The organism is Mucilaginibacter robiniae, from assembly GCF_012849215.1.
GTDB classification, from domain to species: Bacteria; Bacteroidota; Bacteroidia; order Sphingobacteriales; family Sphingobacteriaceae; genus Mucilaginibacter; species Mucilaginibacter robiniae.
Window position 1 is genome coordinate 1,593,241 of record NZ_CP051682.1, and the last position, 23,113, is coordinate 1,616,353.

The 23,113-nt window shown below is 40.0% G+C and carries 24 protein-coding genes; 3 read left to right on the forward strand and 21 right to left on the reverse strand.

The features are described 5' to 3' along the window. Window positions 1–15 precede the first annotated feature (15 nt). Both HH214_RS07090 and rfbC read left to right on the forward strand, forming a co-directional pair. Window positions 16–318: a DUF4286 family protein gene (locus HH214_RS07090; protein ID WP_169606659.1), complete on the forward strand. Its 303-nt coding sequence runs from the start codon at window positions 16–18 to the stop codon at window positions 316–318. Window positions 319–320: 2 nt separating this feature from the next. Then, window positions 321–869, forward strand: coding sequence for a dTDP-4-dehydrorhamnose 3,5-epimerase (gene rfbC, locus HH214_RS07095; protein WP_169606660.1), 549 nt, complete (start codon window positions 321–323; stop codon window positions 867–869). Between the two features lie 66 nt (window positions 870–935). Here the strand turns inward: rfbC and HH214_RS07100 are convergent, their stop codons facing one another. The 21 genes from HH214_RS07100 to HH214_RS07200 form a co-directional block, all read right to left on the reverse strand. Continuing rightward, a complete protein-coding gene (locus tag HH214_RS07100) occupies window positions 936–1,700 on the reverse strand; it encodes a metallophosphoesterase family protein (protein ID WP_169606661.1) in 765 nt (254 codons plus the stop codon). A gap of 59 nt (window positions 1,701–1,759) precedes the next feature. Further along, a complete protein-coding gene (locus HH214_RS07105; protein WP_248282227.1) occupies window positions 1,760–2,587 on the reverse strand; it encodes an OmpA family protein in 828 nt (275 codons plus the stop codon). 19 nt (window positions 2,588–2,606) lie between these two features. After that, window positions 2,607–3,269 (reverse strand): DUF2461 domain-containing protein, encoded by a 663-nt coding sequence (locus HH214_RS07110; protein WP_248282228.1) that lies wholly within the window; start codon window positions 3,267–3,269, stop codon window positions 2,607–2,609. After that, window positions 3,253–3,654, reverse strand: a complete 402-nt coding sequence (locus HH214_RS07115) for a DUF983 domain-containing protein (RefSeq protein ID WP_169606662.1) — start codon at window positions 3,652–3,654, stop codon at window positions 3,253–3,255. The genes HH214_RS07110 and HH214_RS07115 overlap by 17 nt, the downstream gene beginning before the upstream one ends. 45 nt (window positions 3,655–3,699) lie before the next feature. Next, window positions 3,700–3,978: a hypothetical protein gene (locus HH214_RS07120; protein ID WP_169606663.1), complete on the reverse strand. Its 279-nt coding sequence runs from the start codon at window positions 3,976–3,978 to the stop codon at window positions 3,700–3,702. Between the two features lie 27 nt (window positions 3,979–4,005). Next, complete coding sequence (locus HH214_RS07125) at window positions 4,006–4,584, reverse strand: DUF420 domain-containing protein (RefSeq protein ID WP_315853196.1); 579 nt, start codon at window positions 4,582–4,584, stop codon at window positions 4,006–4,008. Window positions 4,585–4,586: 2 nt separating this feature from the next. After that, on the reverse strand, window positions 4,587–5,288 hold the full coding sequence (locus HH214_RS07130) for an SCO family protein (protein WP_169606664.1): 702 nt from the start codon (window positions 5,286–5,288) through the stop codon (window positions 4,587–4,589). Beyond that, the gene (locus HH214_RS07135) at window positions 5,288–5,635 is read right to left on the reverse strand and encodes a cytochrome C oxidase subunit IV family protein (protein ID WP_169606665.1); all 348 of its coding nucleotides are present in this window, start codon (window positions 5,633–5,635) and stop codon (window positions 5,288–5,290) included. Before HH214_RS07135 ends, HH214_RS07130 begins: the two co-directional genes overlap by 1 nt. Before the next feature lie 20 nt (window positions 5,636–5,655). Continuing rightward, window positions 5,656–6,378: a cytochrome c oxidase subunit 3 gene (locus tag HH214_RS07140; protein ID WP_169606666.1), complete on the reverse strand. Its 723-nt coding sequence runs from the start codon at window positions 6,376–6,378 to the stop codon at window positions 5,656–5,658. A 23-nt stretch (window positions 6,379–6,401) separates the two neighbouring features. After that, window positions 6,402–6,983, reverse strand: coding sequence for a cytochrome c oxidase subunit 3 (locus tag HH214_RS07145; RefSeq protein ID WP_169606667.1), 582 nt, complete (start codon window positions 6,981–6,983; stop codon window positions 6,402–6,404). Window positions 6,984–6,988: 5 nt separating this feature from the next. Continuing rightward, window positions 6,989–7,849: a heme o synthase gene (cyoE, locus tag HH214_RS07150; protein ID WP_169606668.1), complete on the reverse strand. Its 861-nt coding sequence runs from the start codon at window positions 7,847–7,849 to the stop codon at window positions 6,989–6,991. Further along, window positions 7,846–8,907 (reverse strand): COX15/CtaA family protein, encoded by a 1,062-nt coding sequence (locus HH214_RS07155; RefSeq protein ID WP_169606669.1) that lies wholly within the window; start codon window positions 8,905–8,907, stop codon window positions 7,846–7,848. Before HH214_RS07155 ends, cyoE begins: the two co-directional genes overlap by 4 nt. Window positions 8,908–8,992: 85 nt before the next feature. After that, on the reverse strand, window positions 8,993–10,882 hold the full coding sequence (locus tag HH214_RS07160) for a cytochrome c oxidase subunit I (protein WP_169606670.1): 1,890 nt from the start codon (window positions 10,880–10,882) through the stop codon (window positions 8,993–8,995). Window positions 10,883–10,898: 16 nt separating this feature from the next. Beyond that, on the reverse strand, window positions 10,899–12,104 hold the full coding sequence (locus HH214_RS07165) for a cytochrome c oxidase subunit II (protein WP_169606671.1): 1,206 nt from the start codon (window positions 12,102–12,104) through the stop codon (window positions 10,899–10,901). Window positions 12,105–12,152: 48 nt separating this feature from the next. Beyond that, on the reverse strand, window positions 12,153–13,427 hold the full coding sequence (locus HH214_RS07170; protein ID WP_169606672.1) for a quinol:cytochrome C oxidoreductase: 1,275 nt from the start codon (window positions 13,425–13,427) through the stop codon (window positions 12,153–12,155). 12 nt (window positions 13,428–13,439) lie between these two features. Then, entirely contained in the window at window positions 13,440–14,015 is a 576-nt protein-coding gene (locus HH214_RS07175) for a c-type cytochrome (protein WP_315853197.1), read from the reverse strand. After that, window positions 14,008–14,544: a DUF3341 domain-containing protein gene (locus HH214_RS07180; RefSeq protein ID WP_169606674.1), complete on the reverse strand. Its 537-nt coding sequence runs from the start codon at window positions 14,542–14,544 to the stop codon at window positions 14,008–14,010. The genes HH214_RS07175 and HH214_RS07180 overlap by 8 nt, the downstream gene beginning before the upstream one ends. 2 nt (window positions 14,545–14,546) lie before the next feature. Beyond that, the gene (gene nrfD / locus HH214_RS07185) at window positions 14,547–16,019 is read right to left on the reverse strand and encodes an NrfD/PsrC family molybdoenzyme membrane anchor subunit (protein WP_169606675.1); all 1,473 of its coding nucleotides are present in this window, start codon (window positions 16,017–16,019) and stop codon (window positions 14,547–14,549) included. Between the two features lie 22 nt (window positions 16,020–16,041). Continuing rightward, complete coding sequence (locus tag HH214_RS07190) at window positions 16,042–19,086, reverse strand: TAT-variant-translocated molybdopterin oxidoreductase (protein WP_169606676.1); 3,045 nt, start codon at window positions 19,084–19,086, stop codon at window positions 16,042–16,044. 42 nt (window positions 19,087–19,128) lie between these two features. Then, window positions 19,129–20,340, reverse strand: a complete 1,212-nt coding sequence (locus tag HH214_RS07195; RefSeq protein ID WP_315853198.1) for a c-type cytochrome — start codon at window positions 20,338–20,340, stop codon at window positions 19,129–19,131. Window positions 20,341–20,662: 322 nt separating this feature from the next. After that, window positions 20,663–21,643, reverse strand: coding sequence for a deoxyhypusine synthase family protein (locus tag HH214_RS07200; protein WP_169606678.1), 981 nt, complete (start codon window positions 21,641–21,643; stop codon window positions 20,663–20,665). Between the two features lie 201 nt (window positions 21,644–21,844). Between HH214_RS07200 and HH214_RS07205 the strand changes: the two genes are divergently transcribed. Then, window positions 21,845–22,981, forward strand: coding sequence for a BamA/TamA family outer membrane protein (locus HH214_RS07205; RefSeq protein WP_169606679.1), 1,137 nt, complete (start codon window positions 21,845–21,847; stop codon window positions 22,979–22,981). Window positions 22,982–23,113: the final 132 nt, after the last annotated feature.

The following is a 23,113-nucleotide window of genomic DNA, read 5'->3' on the forward strand; positions in this document are numbered from 1 at the left end:
ATAATTTTGCTGTACATGATTATTTATAACGAAACCTTTGTGATAGATGATACCATTGAACAGGAATGGCTGCAATGGATACAAAAGGAACATATACCCGCAGTTTTAGCTACCGGGCTCTTTGATAATCATCAGATTTTAGCCGTGCTGGATTCACCTAACGAAGGAGCCACTTACTGTATTCAATACATGACAGATGATATTAACAAATATCATCAATTTAGCAGCACCCATGTGCATCGGTTACATACCTTACACAATCAGCAGTTTGAAAATCGATTTGTGTTGTTCAACAGCTTGATGAAAACGATAAACTAAAAATGAAAATTACAACAACTACTATCGAAGGACTATTGATTATTGAGCCTCGCATTTTCCCTGACGATAGAGGCTACTTTTACGAGAGCTATAATCAGCAAAAGTTTCAAGAAGCAGGTATTACAGCCAACTTTGTACAAGACAATCAATCTTTTTCGCAAAAAGGAACGCTAAGAGGCTTACATGGTCAGGCTGATCCGTTTGCACAAGGTAAGCTGGTACGTGTGTTGCAAGGTAGCGTTTTGGATGTTGCTGTTGATATACGCAAAAATTCGCCTACTTACGGCCAACATGTAACCGTAGAACTAAATGGTGATAATCATGTTCAATTCTGGATTCCACCAGGCTTTTTACATGGCTTTGTAACTCTGGAAGATAACACTATTTTCACTTACAAAGTAACTAACTTTTACGACAAAGCATCTGAAATTGGTGTAATCTGGAATGATCCGCAACTCGCTATTGGCTGGAGCATAAACGAAAAAGATGTTCTTTTATCTCCTAAAGATGAGTTGCTGCCTACGTTTGCTGATTTTAAGAGCCCTTTCTAAAATAGCTTTTAAAAAAAAGAACCAGGAATATTTATATTCCTGGTTCTTTTTTTTAAAGCTCCCACCTTACCTTTCGATACGTAAGGCTTTGGGCATTCTTCCGTGTAGTAAGAATGCAGACCATTTTTCGCTACCATTGCGCAAGGCCGCTTCTGAGGCCCGGTGCCAATCGTAAGCACAAAGCACCTGTTCTATACTAATATTATTACCATCGGCATGCACAATGGCGTATTTGGCATGTGGCGTCATGGATTCCATCGCAAAACGATGTTCACCTACACCCAAATATGCTGGCAACCCCACACTACCTGGGTTCAGAATAATTTTCCCGTTCGATAAATATATTACCCGGTTTACATGCGAGTGACCACACAAAATAATGCGTTCTTTTATATGCTGTATTTTAGCTATCAAATCTTCATCATTATAAACGAACACACCTTCTGGTGTTACCTGCTCTAACAAATACTCGTTATCACTCTCAGGCGTACCATGGCATACAAAAAACAGCTGATCGTGAATGGTAGTTTGAGGCAGACTTTTCAACCAGGCAATTGTCTGTTCTGATAAATCAGCCTTCACCCTTTCCATGTTTTCTTTCTCGGATGGTTTGTCTAAACTTTCCAGTATTTCCCGGTCGGTGTTGCCACTTATGCATAACATAGGATTTTGGCGCAATAGCTCGGCCGTTTGCTCCGGCTCTAATGCGCCAAATACATGATCACCCAAGTTAATAATGGTTTCAACTTGTCGGACTTTAATATCGTTAAGTACTGCTTGTAAGGCTAGCGAATTACCATGAATATCAGAAATAATGGCGTAAGTTTTCATATTACACAATTTAGCCTATTAACAACAAAGCCCCTGATTTGTATCAGAGGCTTTGCAGATTATTTGGTAATGAGGTTGTATAACTCATCTAATTTTGGTGTCAGCACAATTTCAATACGACGGTTTCTGGCCCGCGCTTCTGGTGTACTAGCCGGATCAATAGGCTGATATTGGCCTTTACCGGTTGCCGTAATACGTTGCGGATCTATCTTTTCTACTTCTGTTAAATAGCGGGTCACTGAAGTAGCCCGTAATACACTTAAATCCCAATTGTCTTTAATCTGGCCCAGGTTTACTACACGCTGATTATCTGTATGCCCTTCTACAGAAAGATTAATGTCGGACTCCTTATTTAATACTGCAGCTAGTTGCTTTAACGCTTCTTTACCATGTTCATCAATCACAATACTGCCTGATGGGAACAACAGCTTATCTGTTAACGATACATATACTTTACCATTACGTATATCAACCGATAACCCACTTTGCTGAAAGCCTAATAATGCTTTTTGCAGCTTATCTTTCAAAGCGTTGGTTGCAGCATCACGCTTGCGCAATATATCTTCTACTTCCTGTAAACGGGCTTCACGTTGTTGTAAATCCCCAGACAATTTGGTTAACCGACTGGAGTTGGCTTTATTTTCACTGTTTAAAGCGTTGTAGCTTCCGTTTAGCGTGTTGTAGTTGCGCTGTAACTCTGTCATTTCACGGTGTAAGCGAGCGGTATCAGATTGCAAACGGGCCAGTTCTGCCTCTAAATTGTTGGTACGGCTTTGTAGTGAATCTCGCTGAGCTACTAAAGTTTTGTATTTTTTAGGAGATAACACAACGCACGAATGCATCATCAGGCATATAATGGCTGCCAGTAAACCATATTTTATTTTCATGATCTGTTTAAGTATAAGCTTAGTTAATAGCTTGGTTTAAAAATACATTAAGCGGCTGTATTTTACTACATAGCGAAGCTACTTTTTTAACTGCATCTTCAGCTTGTAACTCTTCATTGGTCAAGTCGCGATAAGCAATAAAGCTTTTCAGCTTGAGCAAACGAATGTTTTCATGATCGGCCTCGTAGCCTTTCGGTAATGTTTTCAGCTGTTCCTGATCACGAAATTCACCGAATAGCTCTTTAAATTCAGGGGCATCAACAATTCGTATCAGCTTTGATCCGCTATAATCAATTTCTTGCCGTATAGCTTTTAAATGTTCATTGGAGGGCATCCAGTAACCACCAGCTATAAATGACTGCCCGGGTTCAATTTGCAGCCAATAGCCTATTTCAGGTATGTTATAACGAGTAAGCCTACCTATAGCCATGTTGGTTTTGTAAGGCGTTTTATCCTTACTGAACCGCACATCCCGGTAAATACGCATTACCGTTTTTTTAGGCTCTATTGCTGCATCTACGTAACTATCAGTATTAGCCAATGCCTTAATCAGTTCGGCTGCAAAGGCTGTCATGTTTTCCTGGGCATCATTAAACCGCTGTTTATTGGTCTGAAACCAGTCACGGTTATTATTCTCAGCTAAATCAGCCAGGAATGCGAATGTTTCAGGCTTTATCATCATCGGTATCTAACTGAGGCTGGTAATGTATTTTGGGTGACAACCAATACAACAACATAACTCTGGAGTAACGGTAATTAAAAGGAGATAGTAGAACGCATCCCAGTAATATGATAACTAAATACAACCATGGCGATTCCAGATTGCCTGTTAGCACATAAGTAGCTACTGCCAGAGTTACAGCTTCGGCTACGTTTAAGGCGTAACTTACGTACATGGCAGCATAAAAGTACCCGGGTTCAATTTCAAAATGCAGTCCGCAATGCGAGCATACTTCATTCATTTTGTTGCCGCTTATGCTGTACATCATGCCATTAAACATTTTGCCTCGCCGACAGCGCGGACACATGCCGTGCAACATCGCCCATGCTTTTGGTGTATGTGCCATAATCAGCTTTTATTAAATTTTTCTGCCTAAGCAGAACCAGAGAGTTTAGTTTAAGTGAAATTTTTCGTTGCCCATGTTCATGTCAACGCTTTTACGACGGTATTTTTTATACCAAACAAAGCCCAAAGCTGCTACAGCCAGATAAGGTGCAGCCAGCAAATACATAATGCCGCCGTTAAGACCTTTGGCTACCGTACTTCCGTTTTTAGTACCAGCCTCGGCATTAGCGGTACACATAGCGCATTGTGCTTTTGCAGGTACTGCATTCACTATCACTAACCCTATAAACAGTACACTAAATAATGCAAATTTTAAACGCTTCATATTCTTACAAAAATACTTTATTCTGTGTTAAAAATTATAGTATGGTGCAATCATCATGTAAACAATTACACCAGTAATGGTTACATACAGCCAGATGGGAAAAGTCCATCGTACCAGCTTTTTGTGTTTGGCTATCTGCATTTGCAAACCACGATAAAAACTTAGCAGTATTAAAGGTAAAACACCAGCTGCCAGTATAATGTGTGTTATTAATATAACATAGTACACATAGCGTATATTGCCTGCTGCACTTTTTTCTTCTGGCGATAATGACCCATCGGCATTTAAGTCGCCAAAGCGGGTTTCAGGCGCTAACCAATGGAATAGAATGTAAGATACCAAAAATAGTGAAGACAAGGTAAAAGCCAAAATATTGGTGCGCTTGTGTAACACTACTTTACCATGTGTAATGAAATAAAGTGATAGTAACAGCAAGACACTGCAACTACCATTTAATATGGCATTTAGCTTAGGTAAAAAGTACAACAGTTCAGATGATACATGCGGCTTTGGCAATACTTTCATACTTAGTATAACCACTACCACAAAAACAAATACAGATATACCGGCCACAAACCGGAATATAAATTTATCGCTTATAGTCATGTTTATAATTCAGGGGCTTTAATTTTACGCAGCTCTTCGGCTATCTGCACTTTTATCTCATCGTTAAGCCGACTTACTTCTACGGGTGATGTTCCGGTATAGTAGCCTCGTATGCGTTTATCCTGATCTATCAGTATTAAATTGTTATCGTAAATAAAATCATCACCAGCCCGTGCTGCATTTACCAGAAAGCCTTTACGTGCCAAATTGTAGATGGTAGTAGTATCACCTGTAGCAAACAACCATTTACTATCAGGCTTTTTATACTTCTGTGCGTATTGCTTTAAAGCGTCAGGTGTATCACGGTTCGGGTCAACTGTAATGGTGATGAACTTTACCATTCGGTTTTTAACATAGGCTGATACCAAGCTATCCAGATGCTTATTTACTTCGTTGCAAACTGTAGGGCAATGCGTATAAAAAAAGCTGGCTATAAAAATTTTTCCCTGGAAAGTTTTAAATGATACTGGATGCCCATTCTGGTCAATCAGTTTAAAATCATCCAGCTTATGATAGATGGTATCAGGAATGTATTTACCGTGAAACTTATGCCCGGTTTTAGCTACTATTTTGGGGCCGTAAAAAGGTAAAGGTTTGTACCGGTTTTTACCTTTTACAGTTAGTAAATAATATAAAAATCCTGGTACTGCTAAGATGAGCACCAGGATTATACCTTTTTTTAATGTACCTTTTAGGTTATTCATTACATCCTTAAATCCACCCAGTGGTGACTTTCATTGGTTAATACGAGTATCAAACCGATGATGAAAATAATAGGCACTAAAATAGAATATAGTAAACCTACTTTTTCAAATTTTAAGTGCATGAAATAAGCCACAATATAAAATGCTTTAGCTAAAGTAAGCAGAATATAGATTGGGTTGGCAAAATGTAATGGAATGATACCTTTCGGAACCAAGGCTAAGGCTATAATGAATTCGACTGCGGTAATACCCAGCAGTACGAAGAACACCTGCCATATTTTAGAACGAGTCATGGTATCATGCTCATCGGCATGATGTTCTGTATGATGATGTGTTTCTGATGACATAATTAAATCAGATTATGAGGTTAAACTAAATAAAAGAAGGTAAATACGAATACCCAAACTAAGTCTACAAAGTGCCAGTACAAGCCTACTTTTTCAACCATCAGGTAGCTACCACGACGATCATAGGTACCAGCTAATACATTTGCCAAGATGATACAATTAATGATTACACCACTGAATACGTGAAAACCGTGAAAACCAGTGATAGTAAAAAACAAATTAGCAAACTGCTGTGCGTAAGTAGTAGATACAGGCTGACCGTGGTTGAAGAACTCTTTCAATACTTCAGGATGAGGAATACTGCCCCACCAAAAACCATCTTTATGTAAGTGAGTCCACTCTAAAGCCTGGCATCCTAAAAACATAAAACCACCAATAATAGTAGCAACCATCCAACCGGCTACTTCTTTACGAGCACCACGATGTCCGGCTTCAACGCCTAATACCATAGTAACTGAGCTCATAATGAGGATAAAGGTCATGATACCCACGAATACCAGTGGCGCACCATGCTCAACTACAAACGGGATAGATTCAAAAACTCGATCAGGCGCGGGCCAGCTATTGGAGCTGAAACGTAAGGCGCCATAAGCAATCAATAATGACGAAAAGGTAAACGCATCCGATAACAGGAAAAACCACATCATCATTTTGCCGTATTCAACTGAAAACGGCGATCTTCCACCCGACCAAGGGGTAGTTTTCACTTCATCTATAGGTGATGTAACCGTTGTTGCACTCATGTGTACTTATTAAAAAATGGTTATTAATTCTGGTTCAAAAGTAAAAAAACGTAGAGATAAATCCATATAATATCAACAAAATGCCAAAAAATAGAACCCATCTCCATCCGGAACAAATTTATTACCTGTGGCGTTTTCCGGTAAGTGCCAACTAAGCTTACAATTATTAACACCAAACCTGCCAAAATGTGTAGCAGGTGCATGCCTGAAAATACATAAATGAAGGATTGTGAAGCATTTGGATTGATGAAATACACATTCATGCGGAATGCTAATACATACCAGCCATAAATCTGTATAACAAAGAATATTATACCCAAAGCCAGCGTAAGCCACAAATACAACCGCTGCTTGGCAAACTGCAAGCCTTTGGCAGCCTGTGTAGCCATGTACACGGTACTACTACTTAGTATAATGGCAGCAGTACTAAACATGAAAGCCTTAGGCAATATTACATTAAGTGCATGCCCTTTGCTGCCGCTATACACGATGAAAGCACTGGTTAATGCAGCAAAAAACATAAAGGAAGTGAATATAAATATCCACATGTTAAAGCGTTTAGGCGCTAAATTAAGTTTTGTATTATCTTGAGGTAATTGAGCCATAAGTTTTACTTATTGATAAAATCAAACAAAAACATTAACTGCACAATAGGCAGATACAGGAAAGAGCCGAACATTAATGAACGGGCCGATTTTACTTCTAAAGTGCGCATTAAAACAAATGCCTGGTACAAAAATATAACGCTGCAAATTAAAGAGACCACTCCTACATAATAGCCACCATAATGGTACCAGGTTGGCAGTAAGCTTACAGGCAGTAAAGCCAGCGTGAATATAAAGATGACTACAGCACTTACACGACTACGGGTTCCGGTAGGCAATAATCTGAATCCTGCCAGTTTGTAATCATCATCAATAACCCATGCAATAGCCCAGAAATGGGGCAATTGCCACATGAACTGAATGCCAAATACAATTAAGGCAATCTGATCAATTTTAGGGTGAGCGGCCACATAGCCAATAAGCGGTGGCAAGGCACCGGGTATAGCGCCTACAAACACCGAAATAGGCGATTTACGTTTCAAAGGGGTGTAAGCAAATGCATATAATACTATAGCAAATACGGATAAGAAGCCTGTAAGGAGATTTAAGTTACCCAACAGATAAGTACCTCCCATTCCCATCAATAAACTTAATACCAAGGCTTGTCCGTTAGTCATACGTCCTGCAGGTAATGGGCGGTCGGCTGTACGTTTCATTAAACGGTCCAGGTCTTTTTCTATAATCTCGTTAAAGCCATTGGCCGCACCGGTAATCAAAAACCCACCTATAATCAGCTTGATCCAGTTAATCCAGTTAATGTCACCACCATTCACTTTACTTCCAATCAGGAATGAGATAGAAGCAGAGAATACGACTAAGAAAGTAAGCCTGAACTTAACCAGTTTAATTAAATCACCCCACTTCATCTGCGTACCTCCGTATAATTAGCTGTTCGGCCTAAGTTCAGTAATAAGTAAAATTGTGCACCAAAAATCAGGCTTGCTAGTATAATATGTGCCCCTTGTGCTATTGGCGGTAAGGCTGCATAGGATAAAGCAATACCAGTGCCCACTTGCAACATAATCAACAAAAACACAAAGCTCATTAATTGTTGGTGAATAGAATGCGGATTAAAGCTTTTGCGAATAAAGTAGAACAGTATAACGTTAGCCAGCACCACTAATAGAGCAAAGTCGCGATGGTGCGTAAATATGTTACCGGTTGCATTTACCCAGTTCCCACGAGACTGATCTTGGTATTGAGTAGCTACTGCATCTATTTTTTCGCGTACTTCTGTTCCAAATACAATCTGTACAGTACTCAATAACACGGCTAATATTGTTAAAAGACGAGGTATAAGCTTGTTTTCTATGGCTGGCTTACTCTGAACTTTTGAGTAATAATAAGTATATATAGTTATAGCTAAAATAACAAGAGCCAATATCATGTGTACGGTAACTATCCAAGCCACCAAGTTGGTAGATACAACAATTGATCCTAGCCATGCTTGAAAGCCTACTAAAATCACGTTAGCAACGCTTAATACCGGAATGCGGGTAGCTTGCTTCCAGTAATTGAACGCGTAAACGGCAGATAACAGTAGAAATAAGCCTGATAGTGCCCCAACAAGCCTGTTGATGTACTCTGTCCAGGTACGGGTAGCATTAAATTCTTCAGGAACTAATATAGATTTATCTTGCCTGATACGGGTAGCTAAATCACTATAGCCAAATACATCCAACGTTTTGGCAAAGCGTTGGTTCTTTTTCATGCGTTTAGCTACGTACGTTTGTTTATAATCTTTAGGTAGTTCGTTTACATCAGTAGGTGGAATATAACGGCCAAAACATTTAGGCCAATCAGGGCATCCCATACCAGAACCACTGCTACGCACTACTCCACCAGCTAATATTAACACAAAAAGCAAAACAATAGTAATAAGGTTTATTTGTTGAAACTTTGTTTTTGCTGTTGCTATGCTCATTTAAAAATATTAAAAAATTAGGGTATCTGTACCGGAAAACTTTTCCTAAACAGATACCCTATAAATAATCAGCCTGAGAAAAGTATTATTTTACTTGTTGCTCATTTGACTTTTGAGTGTTCACCCACTCTTTATGTTTTTCCAACGCTACAGGATTATCTTCAAAATCATGTGGCAGATTTGAGGTTAAAGTTTGTGAGAATGGTACAGTTTGCGGGATGAAATCTGAATCATGCCCTGGCTTGCTGTAATCATAAGGCCAACGGTAAACAGTTGGTATTTCACCTGGCCAGTTACCATGGATGTGCTCAATTGGTGTAGTCCATTCCAGTGTGGTAGAACCCCAAGGATTTTGCGTGGTTTTCTTACCAAAGAAGATAGAATAGAAGAAGTTGAACAAGAACGCTACTTGTGCCAGAGCTGAAATAATCGCAGCCCAAGTGATAAAGGTGTTTACTGAGATCCACTGTTTTAATGATTCAATTTCAGTGAATGAATAATAACGACGTGGTACACCATCTAAGCCCATGAAGTGCATTGGGAAGAATACCAGGTAAGCACCAATGAAAGTAAGCCAGAAGTGCAGGTAACCTAATTTATCGTCCATTTCACGACCGAACATTTTCGGGAACCAATGATAAACACCAGCCAGCATACCAAATATAGCAGCTGAACCCATTACCAAGTGAAAGTGAGCTACCACGAAGTAGGTATCATGTAAATTGATATCTAACGCTGCATTACCTAACCAAATACCAGTTAAACCACCAGAAATGAAGAAGGAAACGAAACCGATAGAATATAGCATAGCAGGTGTGAAGCGGATATTACCACGCCACAGTGTTGCCAGCCAGTTGAACGTTTTAACTGCCGATGGTACCGCAATAATCAACGTCGTAATCATGAACACTCCACCCAAGAACGGATTCATACCCGTTACAAACATGTGGTGCCCCCATACGATAAATGATAATACAGTAATACCAATTAATGAGTAAACCATGGCATGGTAACCGAAGATAGGCTTACGTGAGTTAGTTGCCATTACCTCAGATACGATACCCATTGCAGGCATAATTACAATATATACCTCAGGGTGACCTAAGAACCAGAACAAATGCTGGAACAAAATTGGGCTACCACCCTCGTAAGGCATTTGCTGACCTTGTACAACGATATCAGATAAATAGAAGCTAGTACCGAAACTACGATCAAAGATCAATAGAACCACACCTGCAACTAATACCGGGAAAGCTAATAAACCTAATACAGCAGTTAAGAAGAAAGCCCAGATAGTTAAAGGCATTTTCCAAAGGTCCATACCTTTAGTACGCATGTTCAGAATGGTACTGATATAGTTGATACCCCCCATTAGCTGAGAAGCAATAAACAATACCATACTAGCTAACCACAGCGTCATACCTAAGCCTGAGTTCGGCATAGCTTTTGGCATAGCAGAAAGCGGCGGATAAATGGTCCATCCCGGACCAGCAGGACCTTTTTGTACAAAGAATGAACTTAACATAATGATACTTGCAATGAAGAAGAACCAGTATGAAAGCATGTTCATAAAAGGTGAAGCCATATCCCTTGCACCTAATTGGTAAGGAATAAGCAAGTTACTGAAGGTACCGCTCAAACCGGCTGTTAATACGAAGAATACCATGATGGTACCATGTATAGTAACCAATGCCAAATAAAAGTTAGCATCGATACGGCCTTCAGGTGCAAAACGACCTAACAAAGTTTCCATAAAAGGAAAAGATTTATCAGGATATGCTAATTGTATACGGAATAAGATAGACAATACCATGGCTATAACAGCCATTACGATACCCGTAATCAAAAATTGACGGGCAATCATTTTATGGTCCTGACTAAAGACGTACTTTGTCAGGAAAGTTTCGTTATGGTGGTGTTCGTGATCGTGATCATGATGCGCAACCCCGTGACCCTGAACTGATAATGTTGACATAATCGCTAGTCTTGAATTATTTATTTGACGCTAAACTATTTTGTAATACCGATTTTTGATAAAGCGGATTATCAGCCAGCTTCATTTCTTTTTTCATCTGATCGGTTAGATATGGCTTTTGACGAGCCAACCAGTTTTGGAACTCCGATTCAGTAACAACTACAACCAGCTTTTGCATATTGTAATGGCTACCACCACAGATTTTGTTGCAGTATAAGTGATAGTTGAAATCAGGCTGATCTAAACGCTGACGCATATCGGCAGTCGTGATAGTAGGCGTAAATTTGAAGAAGGTAGGTAAACCCGGTACAGCATTCATCTGCACACGGAAGTTAGGCATGTAAACACTATGGATAACATCCTGTGCAATAATGTTTAACCTTACTGATTTATTTACAGGTATCATTAGAGTATCAGCCTGTAAATCATCAAAGCTGTTACGATCTTTGTAATCAATACCTAATTTATTAGTACCGTTAATCAATTTATAGTTTTTAGCACCTAATTTACCATCACGGCCTGGATAACGAATTTCCCAAGCAAACTGGTGACCGGTCACATCTACATTTAACGATGCTGTTTCACCTTTAGCATCAACCGTGTTAGTAATTTTTCTCCAAGCGAAGAAGCCGAATACAACCAGGATAGTTAACACTACCGCAGGTACAATAGTCCACAACTTTTCAATAGTGTTATTATGAGGAACGTAGTATGCTTTACGTTTATCGGACTGACGGTATTTGAAAACAAATACGAACAGCATGATTTGTGTAGCAAAGAAAACCACCACTGTAATACCAAACGTAATCCACATCATAGTATCTAAGGTAGCCCCATGTACAGATGCTGACTCTGGCAAAATCATACTGCCATGTACAGTGAAGGAGTAATATACACCAACCAAGCCAAGCAGCATGAAAACGATGAATAATACAGACATCACATTATTCCAGTTTACGCCTTTTTTACCTTGCATCTGCAAAGTCAAGTCGTATACTTTCAAAATTTTTCCAATAATGCCAACAACGATGCAAACAACCAGGAACAATAATACATAATAACCAACACCTGTCCACATGCCAGCTGTTTGTGCGGTTTTGTCGCCAGTATCTACAGCCGTTGTATTAGAGCTGGTAGCCTGAGCCATTACCCAGTTGATGCCCAACAGCATAACGGCTAACAGCGAAAAAAACTTTTTATATTTTATTAAATTGAATCCCATTTGTAAATGTTTGTTTGGTCTTCTAATGTTTTACAAAGTTAGCAAATATTATATGTGATGATGCAGACTTTCCTCAATGAATGGGTGCTTTTTAGGTACGAGCGATTCAAATTTACTTAACGCAGTGAGCATCAGATAAGTAAACAATCCGGCGAAACCTGAGAAAATTAAAGCACAATGTACAAATTCAAGAATGTCGAAAGTTTTAGTCTTCTCAATAGTACCTGGCATAATCATTTGATAAAAATCTAACCAGTGACCGATGATTAAAATGATACAAACCATCTTCATTCTGTTTAATGAACGTTTGTCATCATTTTTCATCAACAGAAACAATGGTGCAACGAAGTTTAAACCAATGTTCAACCAGTACCAAAATTTATATTCCGGCTCCCAACGCTGGTAGATGTATACTGTTTCTTCAGGCATGTTGGCATACCAAATCAGGAAGAATTGTGCAAACCATACGTAAGTCCAGAAGATTGAGAAACCAAACATTAGTTTACCCAAATCATGTAAATGGTTTTCATTTACCCATGAGAAGTAACCGTTTTGTTTTAGTATAATCAAGGTTAAACCAATTACTGCTAAACCAGTAACGTGGATGGCTGCTAAGTTGTACCAACCGAACATTGTTGAAAACCAGTGTGCTTCTAATGACATGATGGTACCAAAAGCATAAATCGGGAAAGTAAAACCAAATATTACCAGGAATATCGCTGAAATTTTAAAGCTTTTGTTGTAATTCAGCATACCTCCTAAAACGTCTTCGTTATTTGAATAGTTAACCAGCAAACGGCCAAATAAGGTATATAAGCCTAATAAGATGATTAACATACCAAAGAAGAAAGGTATAGTTAAGAAAGGCGCTTTACCGGCAATTACAGCATCATAGTTTTCGCTACCCGGAGTAGTTAAGCCCGGAGTAGCCCAATGTGCATACAGGTAAGGAGCTAGTACTTCTTTGCCTTCTTCCATGATATGGTGCTTGGTTAACAAACCTGCGGTTACTATAACAATCAAGATAACAGCACCAATACCTAACGTACGTGCAAAAGCTTGGGGGATGCGCAATAAACCTACTGACCAGCCAGCCTGTGCTACATATTGGTAAGCTAAAAAGAATACACCAGCTAAACCTATGCCTACAAAATAATAACTGCCCAGCAATAGGTTTGAAAACGTACGCTGGATATTTTGTTCACCACTTAAAAAGCCGTAAATAATACCCAGCACACCTAAAACGATACCAACCAAGCTCAGCGTTTTGGCTTTGCCGGCAAATTCAAATCGTTCTGTAAAATTATGTTGATGAGTGCTCATTCAAATAAATAGTTATAGAGTTTGTAAATGGTGAACATACATGATTACTTTCCAGCGTTCATCAGGTGCCAATTGAGAGGCATAAGAGCCCATAGCATTTACACCGTAAGTAACCGTATGATATATTTTACCGTCTGTCAGATCTTTCATTGCGCCACCGCGTGATGATTGTCCTTTAGAATAAGAAGGCGGAGCTGGATAACCATGCTGAACAACTAATCCGTCGCCTTGTCCGGTCATACCATGACAAGGTGAGCAAAAGTGCTCGAACAATACTTTACCTTCTGCATAATTAGTCTGGGTCATTGCAAGTGGGTTTTTCACTTCTGTACTGGCCAGATTGTAACCATCGCGGGTATTAGGATAATCAAAGCGGGTAAAGCCCAGCGGAATAGTTCCAGCAGGAGGCAATTGTGCAGTTTTACCGTCTTTGAAATTTGGATTCTTTTGGTCGTATTCAAAGGCAATATGCTCGTACATATTTGGCGCATATTCCCAACCGGTGCTACGCTTGTCATTACAAGCTGTTGCCAATATAGCCGCAGCAGCTGTAACTATGGTTACACCAAATATTTTCATTTTACTCATAGCTAACATATTTTCTGTCGTTATGCTTAACTTCAACGGCGCCAGCTTCTTTCAACAGGCGGGTAATATCATCATGTGGCACATTGCCTTTAGCATTAATTGCTATCACAAAACGGTCATCAGTAGCCCGCAAGTCCATTACTCGTGGTGCCCGGCCCGGAAAAAGGTGTGTAGCGTAGAAAAAGGTAATCACCATACCAAATGCAGTAAACAGAATAGTCCACTCAAAAGTAAACGGTACAAAGTTTGGAATTGCAAAATGCGGTTTACCACCTATGTTCATTGGCCAGTCATGCACCAGTGTATAGTACACCAAGCTGAATATAACTGTAGCACCTAAGCAACCGAAACAGAATGCAGCATAACCCAAACGTGATTCTTTGATTCCCAACTTTGCTTCTATACCGTGTATAGGCATTGGCGAATACACATCGTAAATTGGAATACTGCTCTTTTGTAATTTCTCGATGCCGTGCATCATATCATCCGGGTCGTCAAAACAACCCAGTATAAATTTAGTGCTGCTCATGATTATGCTTTTTGGTATTGAGATAGTTCAACACTGTCGTACTTTTCTAATGATTCTTTATAGAACTCTGCTTGCTCAGGCTCTATATGCCCTTCATCAAGCAATTTCTTCTTGGCCTGCTCGCTAGATGATTTCAGCAGCAGTTTCACTTCTGCCATAGCTACAGATGGCAGCACCCGGATAAACAACAGGAACATGGTAAAGAATAAACCGATTGATCCTACGAAGATGCCCACATCTGTCCAGGTTGGGTAAAACATAGCCCAGCTTGATGGAATAAAGTCACGGTGTAATGAGGTTACGATAATTACGAAACGCTCGAACCACATACCAATGTTAACCACAATAGATAGAATCCATGAAAGTGGAATATTGATACGTACACGTTTAAACCAGAACAGCTGCGGCGTAATTACGTTACAAGTCATCATGCTCCAGTAAGCCCACCAGTACGGACCAGTTGAACGGTTGATGAAAGCATATTGCTCAGCTTCTACACCAGAGTACCAAGCGATGAAGAACTCAGTAATATATGCCACACCTACTACTGAACCTGTTAACAAGATAATCTTGTTCATAGATTCAATGTGGAACATGGTAATGTAGTTTTCTAAGCCTAATACTTTACGAGCTACCAGCAACAACGTTTGTACCATGGCAAAACCAGAGAATATCGCACCTGCAACGAAGTATGGTGGGAAAATGGTAGTGTGCCAGCCTGGTTCCAATGATGTAGCAAAGTCAAAAGATACGATGGTGTGTACCGAAAGTACTAATGGTGTTGATATACCAGCCAGGATTAATGATACAGTTTCAAAACGTTGCCAGGTTTTTACCGAACCAGTCCATCCGAAAGAAAGGATAGAATAGATACGGCGGCGTAAACCAGTAGCACGGTCGCGGATACTGGCGATATCTGGTAATAAACCAGTGTACCAGAATACTAATGATACGGAAAAGTATGTAGAAATCGCAAACACGTCCATCATCAGGGCCGAGTTCCAGTCAACCCATAATGAACCGTATTGGTTAGGTAGTGGTAAAGTCCAGTAAGCTAACCATGGGCGGCCCATGTGACCAAAGATGTAAGTTGCCGCACAAATAACCGCGAAGATAGTCATCGCTTCTGCTGAACGGTTGATAGAGTTACGCCAGTTTTGGCGGAAAATTAATAATACCGCAGAGATCAATGTACCAGCGTGACCGATACCTACCCACCATACGAAACCGGTGATATCCCAAGCCCAACCTACAGTTTTATTCAAACCCCAGGCTCCGATACCGTACCAGAAAGTCCAGCCGATAGAGAATGTCCATAACATTGCCCCCAATGAGGCCATGGTGAAACCAATCCACCAAGCCATATTAGGTTTATTTTCAACAGGGTTTAATACCTCGTTCGTAATTTGAGCGTAGGTGATTTTTTTACCCGTAATTAACGGTTCCCTGATTATTGCTTCACCGTGAGATGCCATATTTATAGTCTCTTGTAAATGTTTAAGCCTCTGTTGCAGTTCTGTTTCTAACTTTTGCCTGGTAACCAATACCTGGTTTCACGTTTAATTCTTCCAGTACATAGTATGTTCTTTCACTCTTTAACGCCTTAGCTACTTCAGAGTTTGGATCATTTACGTTACCAAAAACGATAGCGTTAGTTGGGCAGGTTTGCTGACAAGCTACTTTAATGTCACCATCTTTCAACGGACGTTTTTGCAGTTTAGCTTGTAATTTACCAGCTTGAATACGCTGTACGCATAAAGAACATTTTTCCATTACACCGCGGAAACGTGTAGTTACATCTGGATTCAATACCAGCTCGGTGTAATCATTTTGCAGGTAGTTTTCGAAACGTGAATCGTTCCAGTAATTGAACCAGTTGAAACGACGTACTTTGTATGGACAGTTGTTCGCGCAATAACGTGTACCTACGCAACGGTTATAAGTCATTTGGTTCAAGCCTTCTGAAGAGTGTGTGGTAGCTAATACCGGGCACACTGTTTCGCAAGGAGCATGATCACAATGCTGGCACAACATCGGTTGGTAAGTTACCGATACGTGATCCAGGTTATCTAACTTATCAATCTCTTTCTCTTTGGTTACAGTTTCACCTTTGTTGTCAAAGCTGTAGTAACGGTCGATACGAATCCAGTGCATTTCACGACGACGACGAACCTCATCACGACCTACAACCGGAATATTATTTTCAACATTACAAGCAACCACACAAGCGCCACAACCTGTACAAGCATTCAGGTCGATAGCCATTACCCAGTTATATTGTGGGTACTCGTATTCATCCCACAAATCGTAAGTTTTATGCTTTTCGCCTTTACCTAACGCTTTTTCAGGATTTTTAACAAATTCTTGCAGTGTAGTTTCACGTATTACATCACGACCTTCGTAAGAGTGGTGTGTTTGTGTTTGTGCCAGAATTACTTTATCACCACCAACTTTCTCAATTTCAGCTACCAAGTTACCTTGGAAAGTGCCATTAACAAAAGAACGGTACGGGAAAGCATTACGGCCTACACCCTCGCCTACTTTACCACATTTGGTACGGCCATAACCTAATTCAATTGAAATGGTGCCTTGAGCCTGACCCGGTTGCAGCAACACAGGTAATTGTGCTGAATAATTATTGGCTTTAATGTTAACTAAATCGCCTTCTTCAATTTTCAGATCGTTGGCTGTTTTAGGAGCCATGGATACAAAGTTATCCCAGGTAACTTTTGATACCGGATCAGGTAACTCCTGCAACCAAGGGTTATTGGCATAATTACCATCACCAATAGTGTTGCTTTCATATACCTGCAACTCTAATTTACCTTGGTCGGCCGCTACTTTAGCACTTTGAGCCAAAATGGTTTGTGCTACTGCATTCAAATCACGGCTAAAGGTGTAAGTAGTTGCTGGTTTATTAGCAGCCTTAACAAAGCCGCTTTGCAGCAACGCTTCCCAACCACCTTGTCCGGCTAAATTGCCTTTGGCCAGCAATGTAGTGTTCCAGGTGTTGCGTACGTAGGTATAATAATCTTTTACCGGAGCATTAGCCCAAATCAGTAAACTTTGCTCAGCTTGGCGGGTATCATATACCGGGTTGATGGTTGGCTGAACAACGGTATAGTAACCTTCAATTGGGTTTTCGTCACCCCATGATTCAAGGTAATTATGTGTTGGAGCTAAGATGTTACACTCTGCACCAGTTTCATCAGCATGACCTGCGAAAGATACTTTTAAACGTACTTTCTTTAATGCGTCAGCAAATGCACTGCTTTGATAGTAATCATAAACCGGATTTGCGCCCATGAATAACACGGCACCTACTGCACCGCCTTTCATTTGCTCCATCAAAGCCACAATATCATTATCATTACCAGCGTATTGGTATGATGGATTATCTAAATCGATAGTAGTACCGTAGCTGCCCAGTAAAGAGTTGATAGCATTAACCAATACTTGTGTAGCTACATCATTTGAGCCTGATACCACTAAGGCACGGCCTTTAGCGTTCAACAGTTCTTTAGCAGCAATGGCAATAGCATTTTCAGCTATAGCATTGTTCAGCTTTTTAGTACCTGGTAAAGTAGTGCCTGCAATGGCGTTGTACAGGTTAACTAAAGCTGGGCCTTCTTCAGAAACTTTAATCGGAATACGAACGTCGGCGTTACTACCAGTTAAGCTCATGCGGCTTTCAAACTGGATATGGCGAGACATCTTTTTGCCTTCGTCAACTTGTTTCCAGGTACGTTTTGACGCATATTGGCTCATAAACTCAGCCTGTGAAATCCAAGAACCTAGGAAATCTGCACCAAAGCTTACAATTACATCAGCATTATCAAAACGATAGTGTGGTAATACGGCTTTACCAAAGCTGTTTTGATTAGCCTGAATGATGCCGGTATAGGATACCGCATCATAAGTTATATGTTTAGTAGCTGGATAAGCCGCAGTAAAGTCAGCAATAGCACGCAGTGTAGAAGGGCTGTTGATAGTTGATGAAACTAAATAAATAGCTTTACCACTAGCTTTTAATGCAGTCAGCTCAGCTTTTACATACTCATCCAGTTGCGACCAAGCTACATCTCCATTATCCTGCATTGGCCCTTTTAGGCGGGTTGCATCATATAAATTAAGTATTGAAGCTTGCACCTGAGCATTTACACCGCCTTTAGACAGTACATCGTTCGGGTTACCTTCAATTTTGATTGGACGACCTTCACGGGTTTTAACCAGAAGTGAATGTCCTTTGTAGCTAGATACGTAGTAGTTAGCTACACCTGGAGTTACCTCTTCAGGTTTAATTAAGTAAGGAATTGATTTATGAACCGGAACTTTTTGACAAGCAGCCAGTGAAACTGCACCGATACCAAAACCTAAAGTTTTCAAAAAGTCGCGGCGCGGTGTTTTACCGGCAAGACCATTGCCGCTTAAAACTTCCTCAATCGGAAGAGACTCAGCAAATTCGTGTTTGTTTGATTCAACAAACTCCGGGGTATTGTTCAGCTCTTCTAAACCTTTCCAGTATTTTTTATTGCTTTCCATTTAAGCTATATAAACTGTAATTGCTAAGTTTCTTGTTATTAATTAATAGTGGCATTTAGCACACTCGGTACCGCCCATCATGGCTTCTGTTACCTTTTCACCTTTTTTCAGCTTATCATGCAATTTCAAGATATTGTCATAATAAGCGTTACCTTTCCCGTTTACTTCAGTACGACGGTGGCACTGAATACACCATTTCATGGTAAGCGGTGAATATTGGTACACCTCTTTCATGGTCTGGATAGGGCCGTGGCAGGTTTGGCATTGTAAGCCACCTACTTTTACGTGCTGTGAGTGGTTGAAGTAAACCAAATCAGGCAGGTTGTGAATACGTACCCACTGAATAGGACGAGCCTTAGTAGTATCGTATTTCTGTGTTTGCGGATCATAACCCAATGCATCATAGATCTTATGAATTTCTGGCGACTCGGTTTTAACCACCTTGTGACAGTTCATACATATATTTAACGATGGAATGGTTGCGTTTTTACCTTTATAAGCCGGACTGTGGCAGTATTGACAATTGATTTTCATTACGCCGGCATGCAACTCGTGAGAGTATTTGATAGGCTGTACTGGCTGATAACCTTGGTGAACATTGGTGTTCCACATAGTTACCCAGCTCCAGCTACCTAAAGCTACTGTACCCGCCAAGATCAGGAAGAATACCAGCTTTTTGTTTTTAGCTAATTGCTTAACTAAAGCAAAGCGATCAACTGCAACACCTTCAGTAGTTACCGTTTCTTCTTCTGGCAGTAAATCTTTACGTTTTAGCAGAACACGTTCTAAAGTGCCAATTACACGGTTTAATACCAGTATAATAATAAAGGCAACAATGATAACGCCGATTAAGCCTAAAATCAAAGTACTGCTTGGTCCGGTTTCTGAAGCAGCAGCGGCACCTGTTCCGGCAGCAGCTCCAGCGGCAGGAGCAGCTTGCATTTTCTTCCACTCAGCACGAACGTAAGTGATAATGTTAGTTACATCACCATCAGACAAGTTCGTGAACACGTTCATGCCTTGTTGGTTGTACTCATTATAAATCTTAAGTGCTTTAGGATCCTTTGCAGCAATTAATGCTTGGTTATTCTGAATCCACTTGATTAACCACTTGTCATCAGTTTCTGATGATATAGTTGAACCCAGCGGAGGACCGGTAAGCCGCTGATCAATTTTGTGACACGAGGTACAGTTGGCTTTGTACAAAGCTTCGCCTTTAGCCGCATCGCCCTGCGCATGGGCAGCTAAGCTCATTACAGTTAATCCTGCGATGAGTAAAACCGACCTTGAAAACTGTTTAAAAAGTAATGAGATATTTCTCATAAAGCGTATTTATGCTGAATAATTCTGTGTTTGTGAAACAATTCTGCTGTAAAGACAGAGGTAGCCTGCCTTTTTCAGTCCACAAAAGTAAAATTTTATAAACTATGCCTGACAAATTAGTGACACTTGTTTCTAATTTATAATCGTTCTAAACTGAAATAAAAAAAGCCCTTTATATTGTTTAAAAGGGCTTTTTTACTATATAGTTTTAAAAGTTTATTCATTTAATATATTGCAGGTTTATAAACCACCATTATTGGTTAAGTATCCAAGCAAATATCAAAGGGACTACAATTGTAGCGTCAGACTCAACAATAAACTTAGGTGTATGGATATCCAGCTTACCCCATGTAATTTTTTCATTAGGTACAGCGCCAGAGTACGAACCGTAAGAAGTTGTAGAGTCAGAAATTTGGCAGAAGTAACTCCAGAAAGGAATATTTTCCATTTCCATATCTTGATAAAGCATAGGCACTACACAGATTGGGAAATCGCCGGCTATACCACCGCCAATCTGAAAGAAGCCAATGCCTTTACCTTCTGAGTTTTGCACATACCAATCAGCCAACCAGCCCATATATTCGATACCGCTTTTCATGGTAGTGGCTTTGATTTGACCTTTAATTACGTAAGATGCAAATATGTTACCCATGGTTGAATCTTCCCATCCTGGTACTACAATAGGTAAATTCTTTTCAGCAGCAGCCAGCATCCATGAATTTTTAGGATCAATTTCATAGTACTGCTCCAACTCACCGCTCAGTAATATTTTGTACATGTACTCATGCGGAAAATAACGCTCACCTTTATCATCAGCATCTTTCCAAATCTGATGAATATGCTTTTGTAAACGGCGGAAAGCTTCTTCTTCCGGAATGCAAGTATCAGTTACACGGTTATAGTGGTTTTCCAGTAAATCCCATTCATCCTGCGGACTTAAATCGCGGTAGTTCGGCACACGTTTGTAATGTGAGTGAGCTACCAGGTTCATAATATCCTCTTCCAGGTTGGCACCAGTACAGGAAATTATAGCAATTTTATCCTGACGGATCATTTCGGCTAATGAAATACCCAATTCGGCTGTACTCATAGCACCAGCCAGGGTCACCATCATTTTTCCGCCTTCCAGCAGGTGGGCTTCATAGCCTTTAGCGGCATCAACCAGAGCTGCAGCATTAAAATGCAGGTAATTGCGCTCAATAAATGCTGATATTGGTCCTTTTGTTGTACTCATTTATTAATTACTTTAAAATCAGGCGCAAAAGTAGGCATTTTGAATTAAACAGGTTTTTGAATTAAAAATTCTAAAAACATAGTGATGTAAAATAACTTTGCACCTACTAGCAAATAACTGATGTACAATAACATTTGTAGTTATAAATAGCAACACTGGTTATGAACTCAGATTATTTACTTAGCCTTGCACAAGTTCTACATGAAAAGACTGTCTTTTTTACTGGCGCTGTTTGTGTTCTTTCAATCTGCACAAGCGCAACCTCGCTTTATACCTAAATTTATAAGGCATATGCTGTTTGAGAAAGACAGCAGCCGTAATGGAAGCTTTTTCTTGCTTCCAGCGTTCAGCTCGGCGCCCGAAACCGGTTTGGAGTTAGGCGCCTCGAGTTTGTACTCGTTTTATAGTGACAAAACAGATAAAAGTACACGTGTTTCACAGCTATTTGCTTATGCCACCTTTACCACCAAAGGGCAGCAACGTTTAAGCCTTTCCAGCAATTACTGGACACCACAAAACCGTTACCATTATACAGGAAGCATTAGTTACATTAATTTTCCATTTGATTTTTATGGTATTGGCAATAGCACCAGCAAGGAGGATAAAGAACATGTAAGCCAAAAGCGATTGAAACTTGATTTTTCAGGGCAGAAAAAATTATCACCTCATTTGTATGCGGGTTATGTGTTTGGTGGATATGACTACCAATATCAAATACCAAATACCGGCAAAAACTTTGAATTGGAACTTACCCCTGCCGACAGAAACGGCGGTTCGGGAGTATATGCCGGCCCTACCCTAGTGTTTGATACACGTAATAACAACACTTATACCACTCGTGGCATCATCATTAACAGCTACCTGAATATTATGCATGGCCTGTTTGCCGAACATAATTATCAAGGCAGCTATTTCAATGCCGAGTACGCCCAGTTTTTTGCTTTACATAAACGTTTAGTTTTAGGATTAGACATTCAGGAGCAAAGTTTGCTGGGTAGCCAATCTCCTTTTTACTTATTACCCGTACTAGGTAATGATGAGATGATGCGAGGCTATTATAATGGCCGTTACCGTGACCGTAATTTGATTGCTGGGCAAACAGAACTACGTTACCGATTAAACGATAGGTTTGGTATAGTAGGCTTTGCCGGAACAGGTACTGTTTTTCACAATTCGTTCAGCTTTAATGACCTTAAACCTAATTACGGTGGTGGGCTACGCTACTTTTTTGATACAGAAAAGGGCCTCACCATGCGTTTTGATTATGGTTTCGGTGAGAAAAGGCCCGGCGAGGCAAGGCAAAGTGGTTTATATTTAAGCTTGGGTGAAGCATTTTAGCTTCCTTTAACTGTGTACCATTATTAAAGCTAAAATTAGGCGCTCAAATTTCAAATTAAAACTAAAACATTCCCAAAATCATCTTCGTAGAAGTACACGGAGCGTTAGTCATAATTAATGGCAGGAATTATC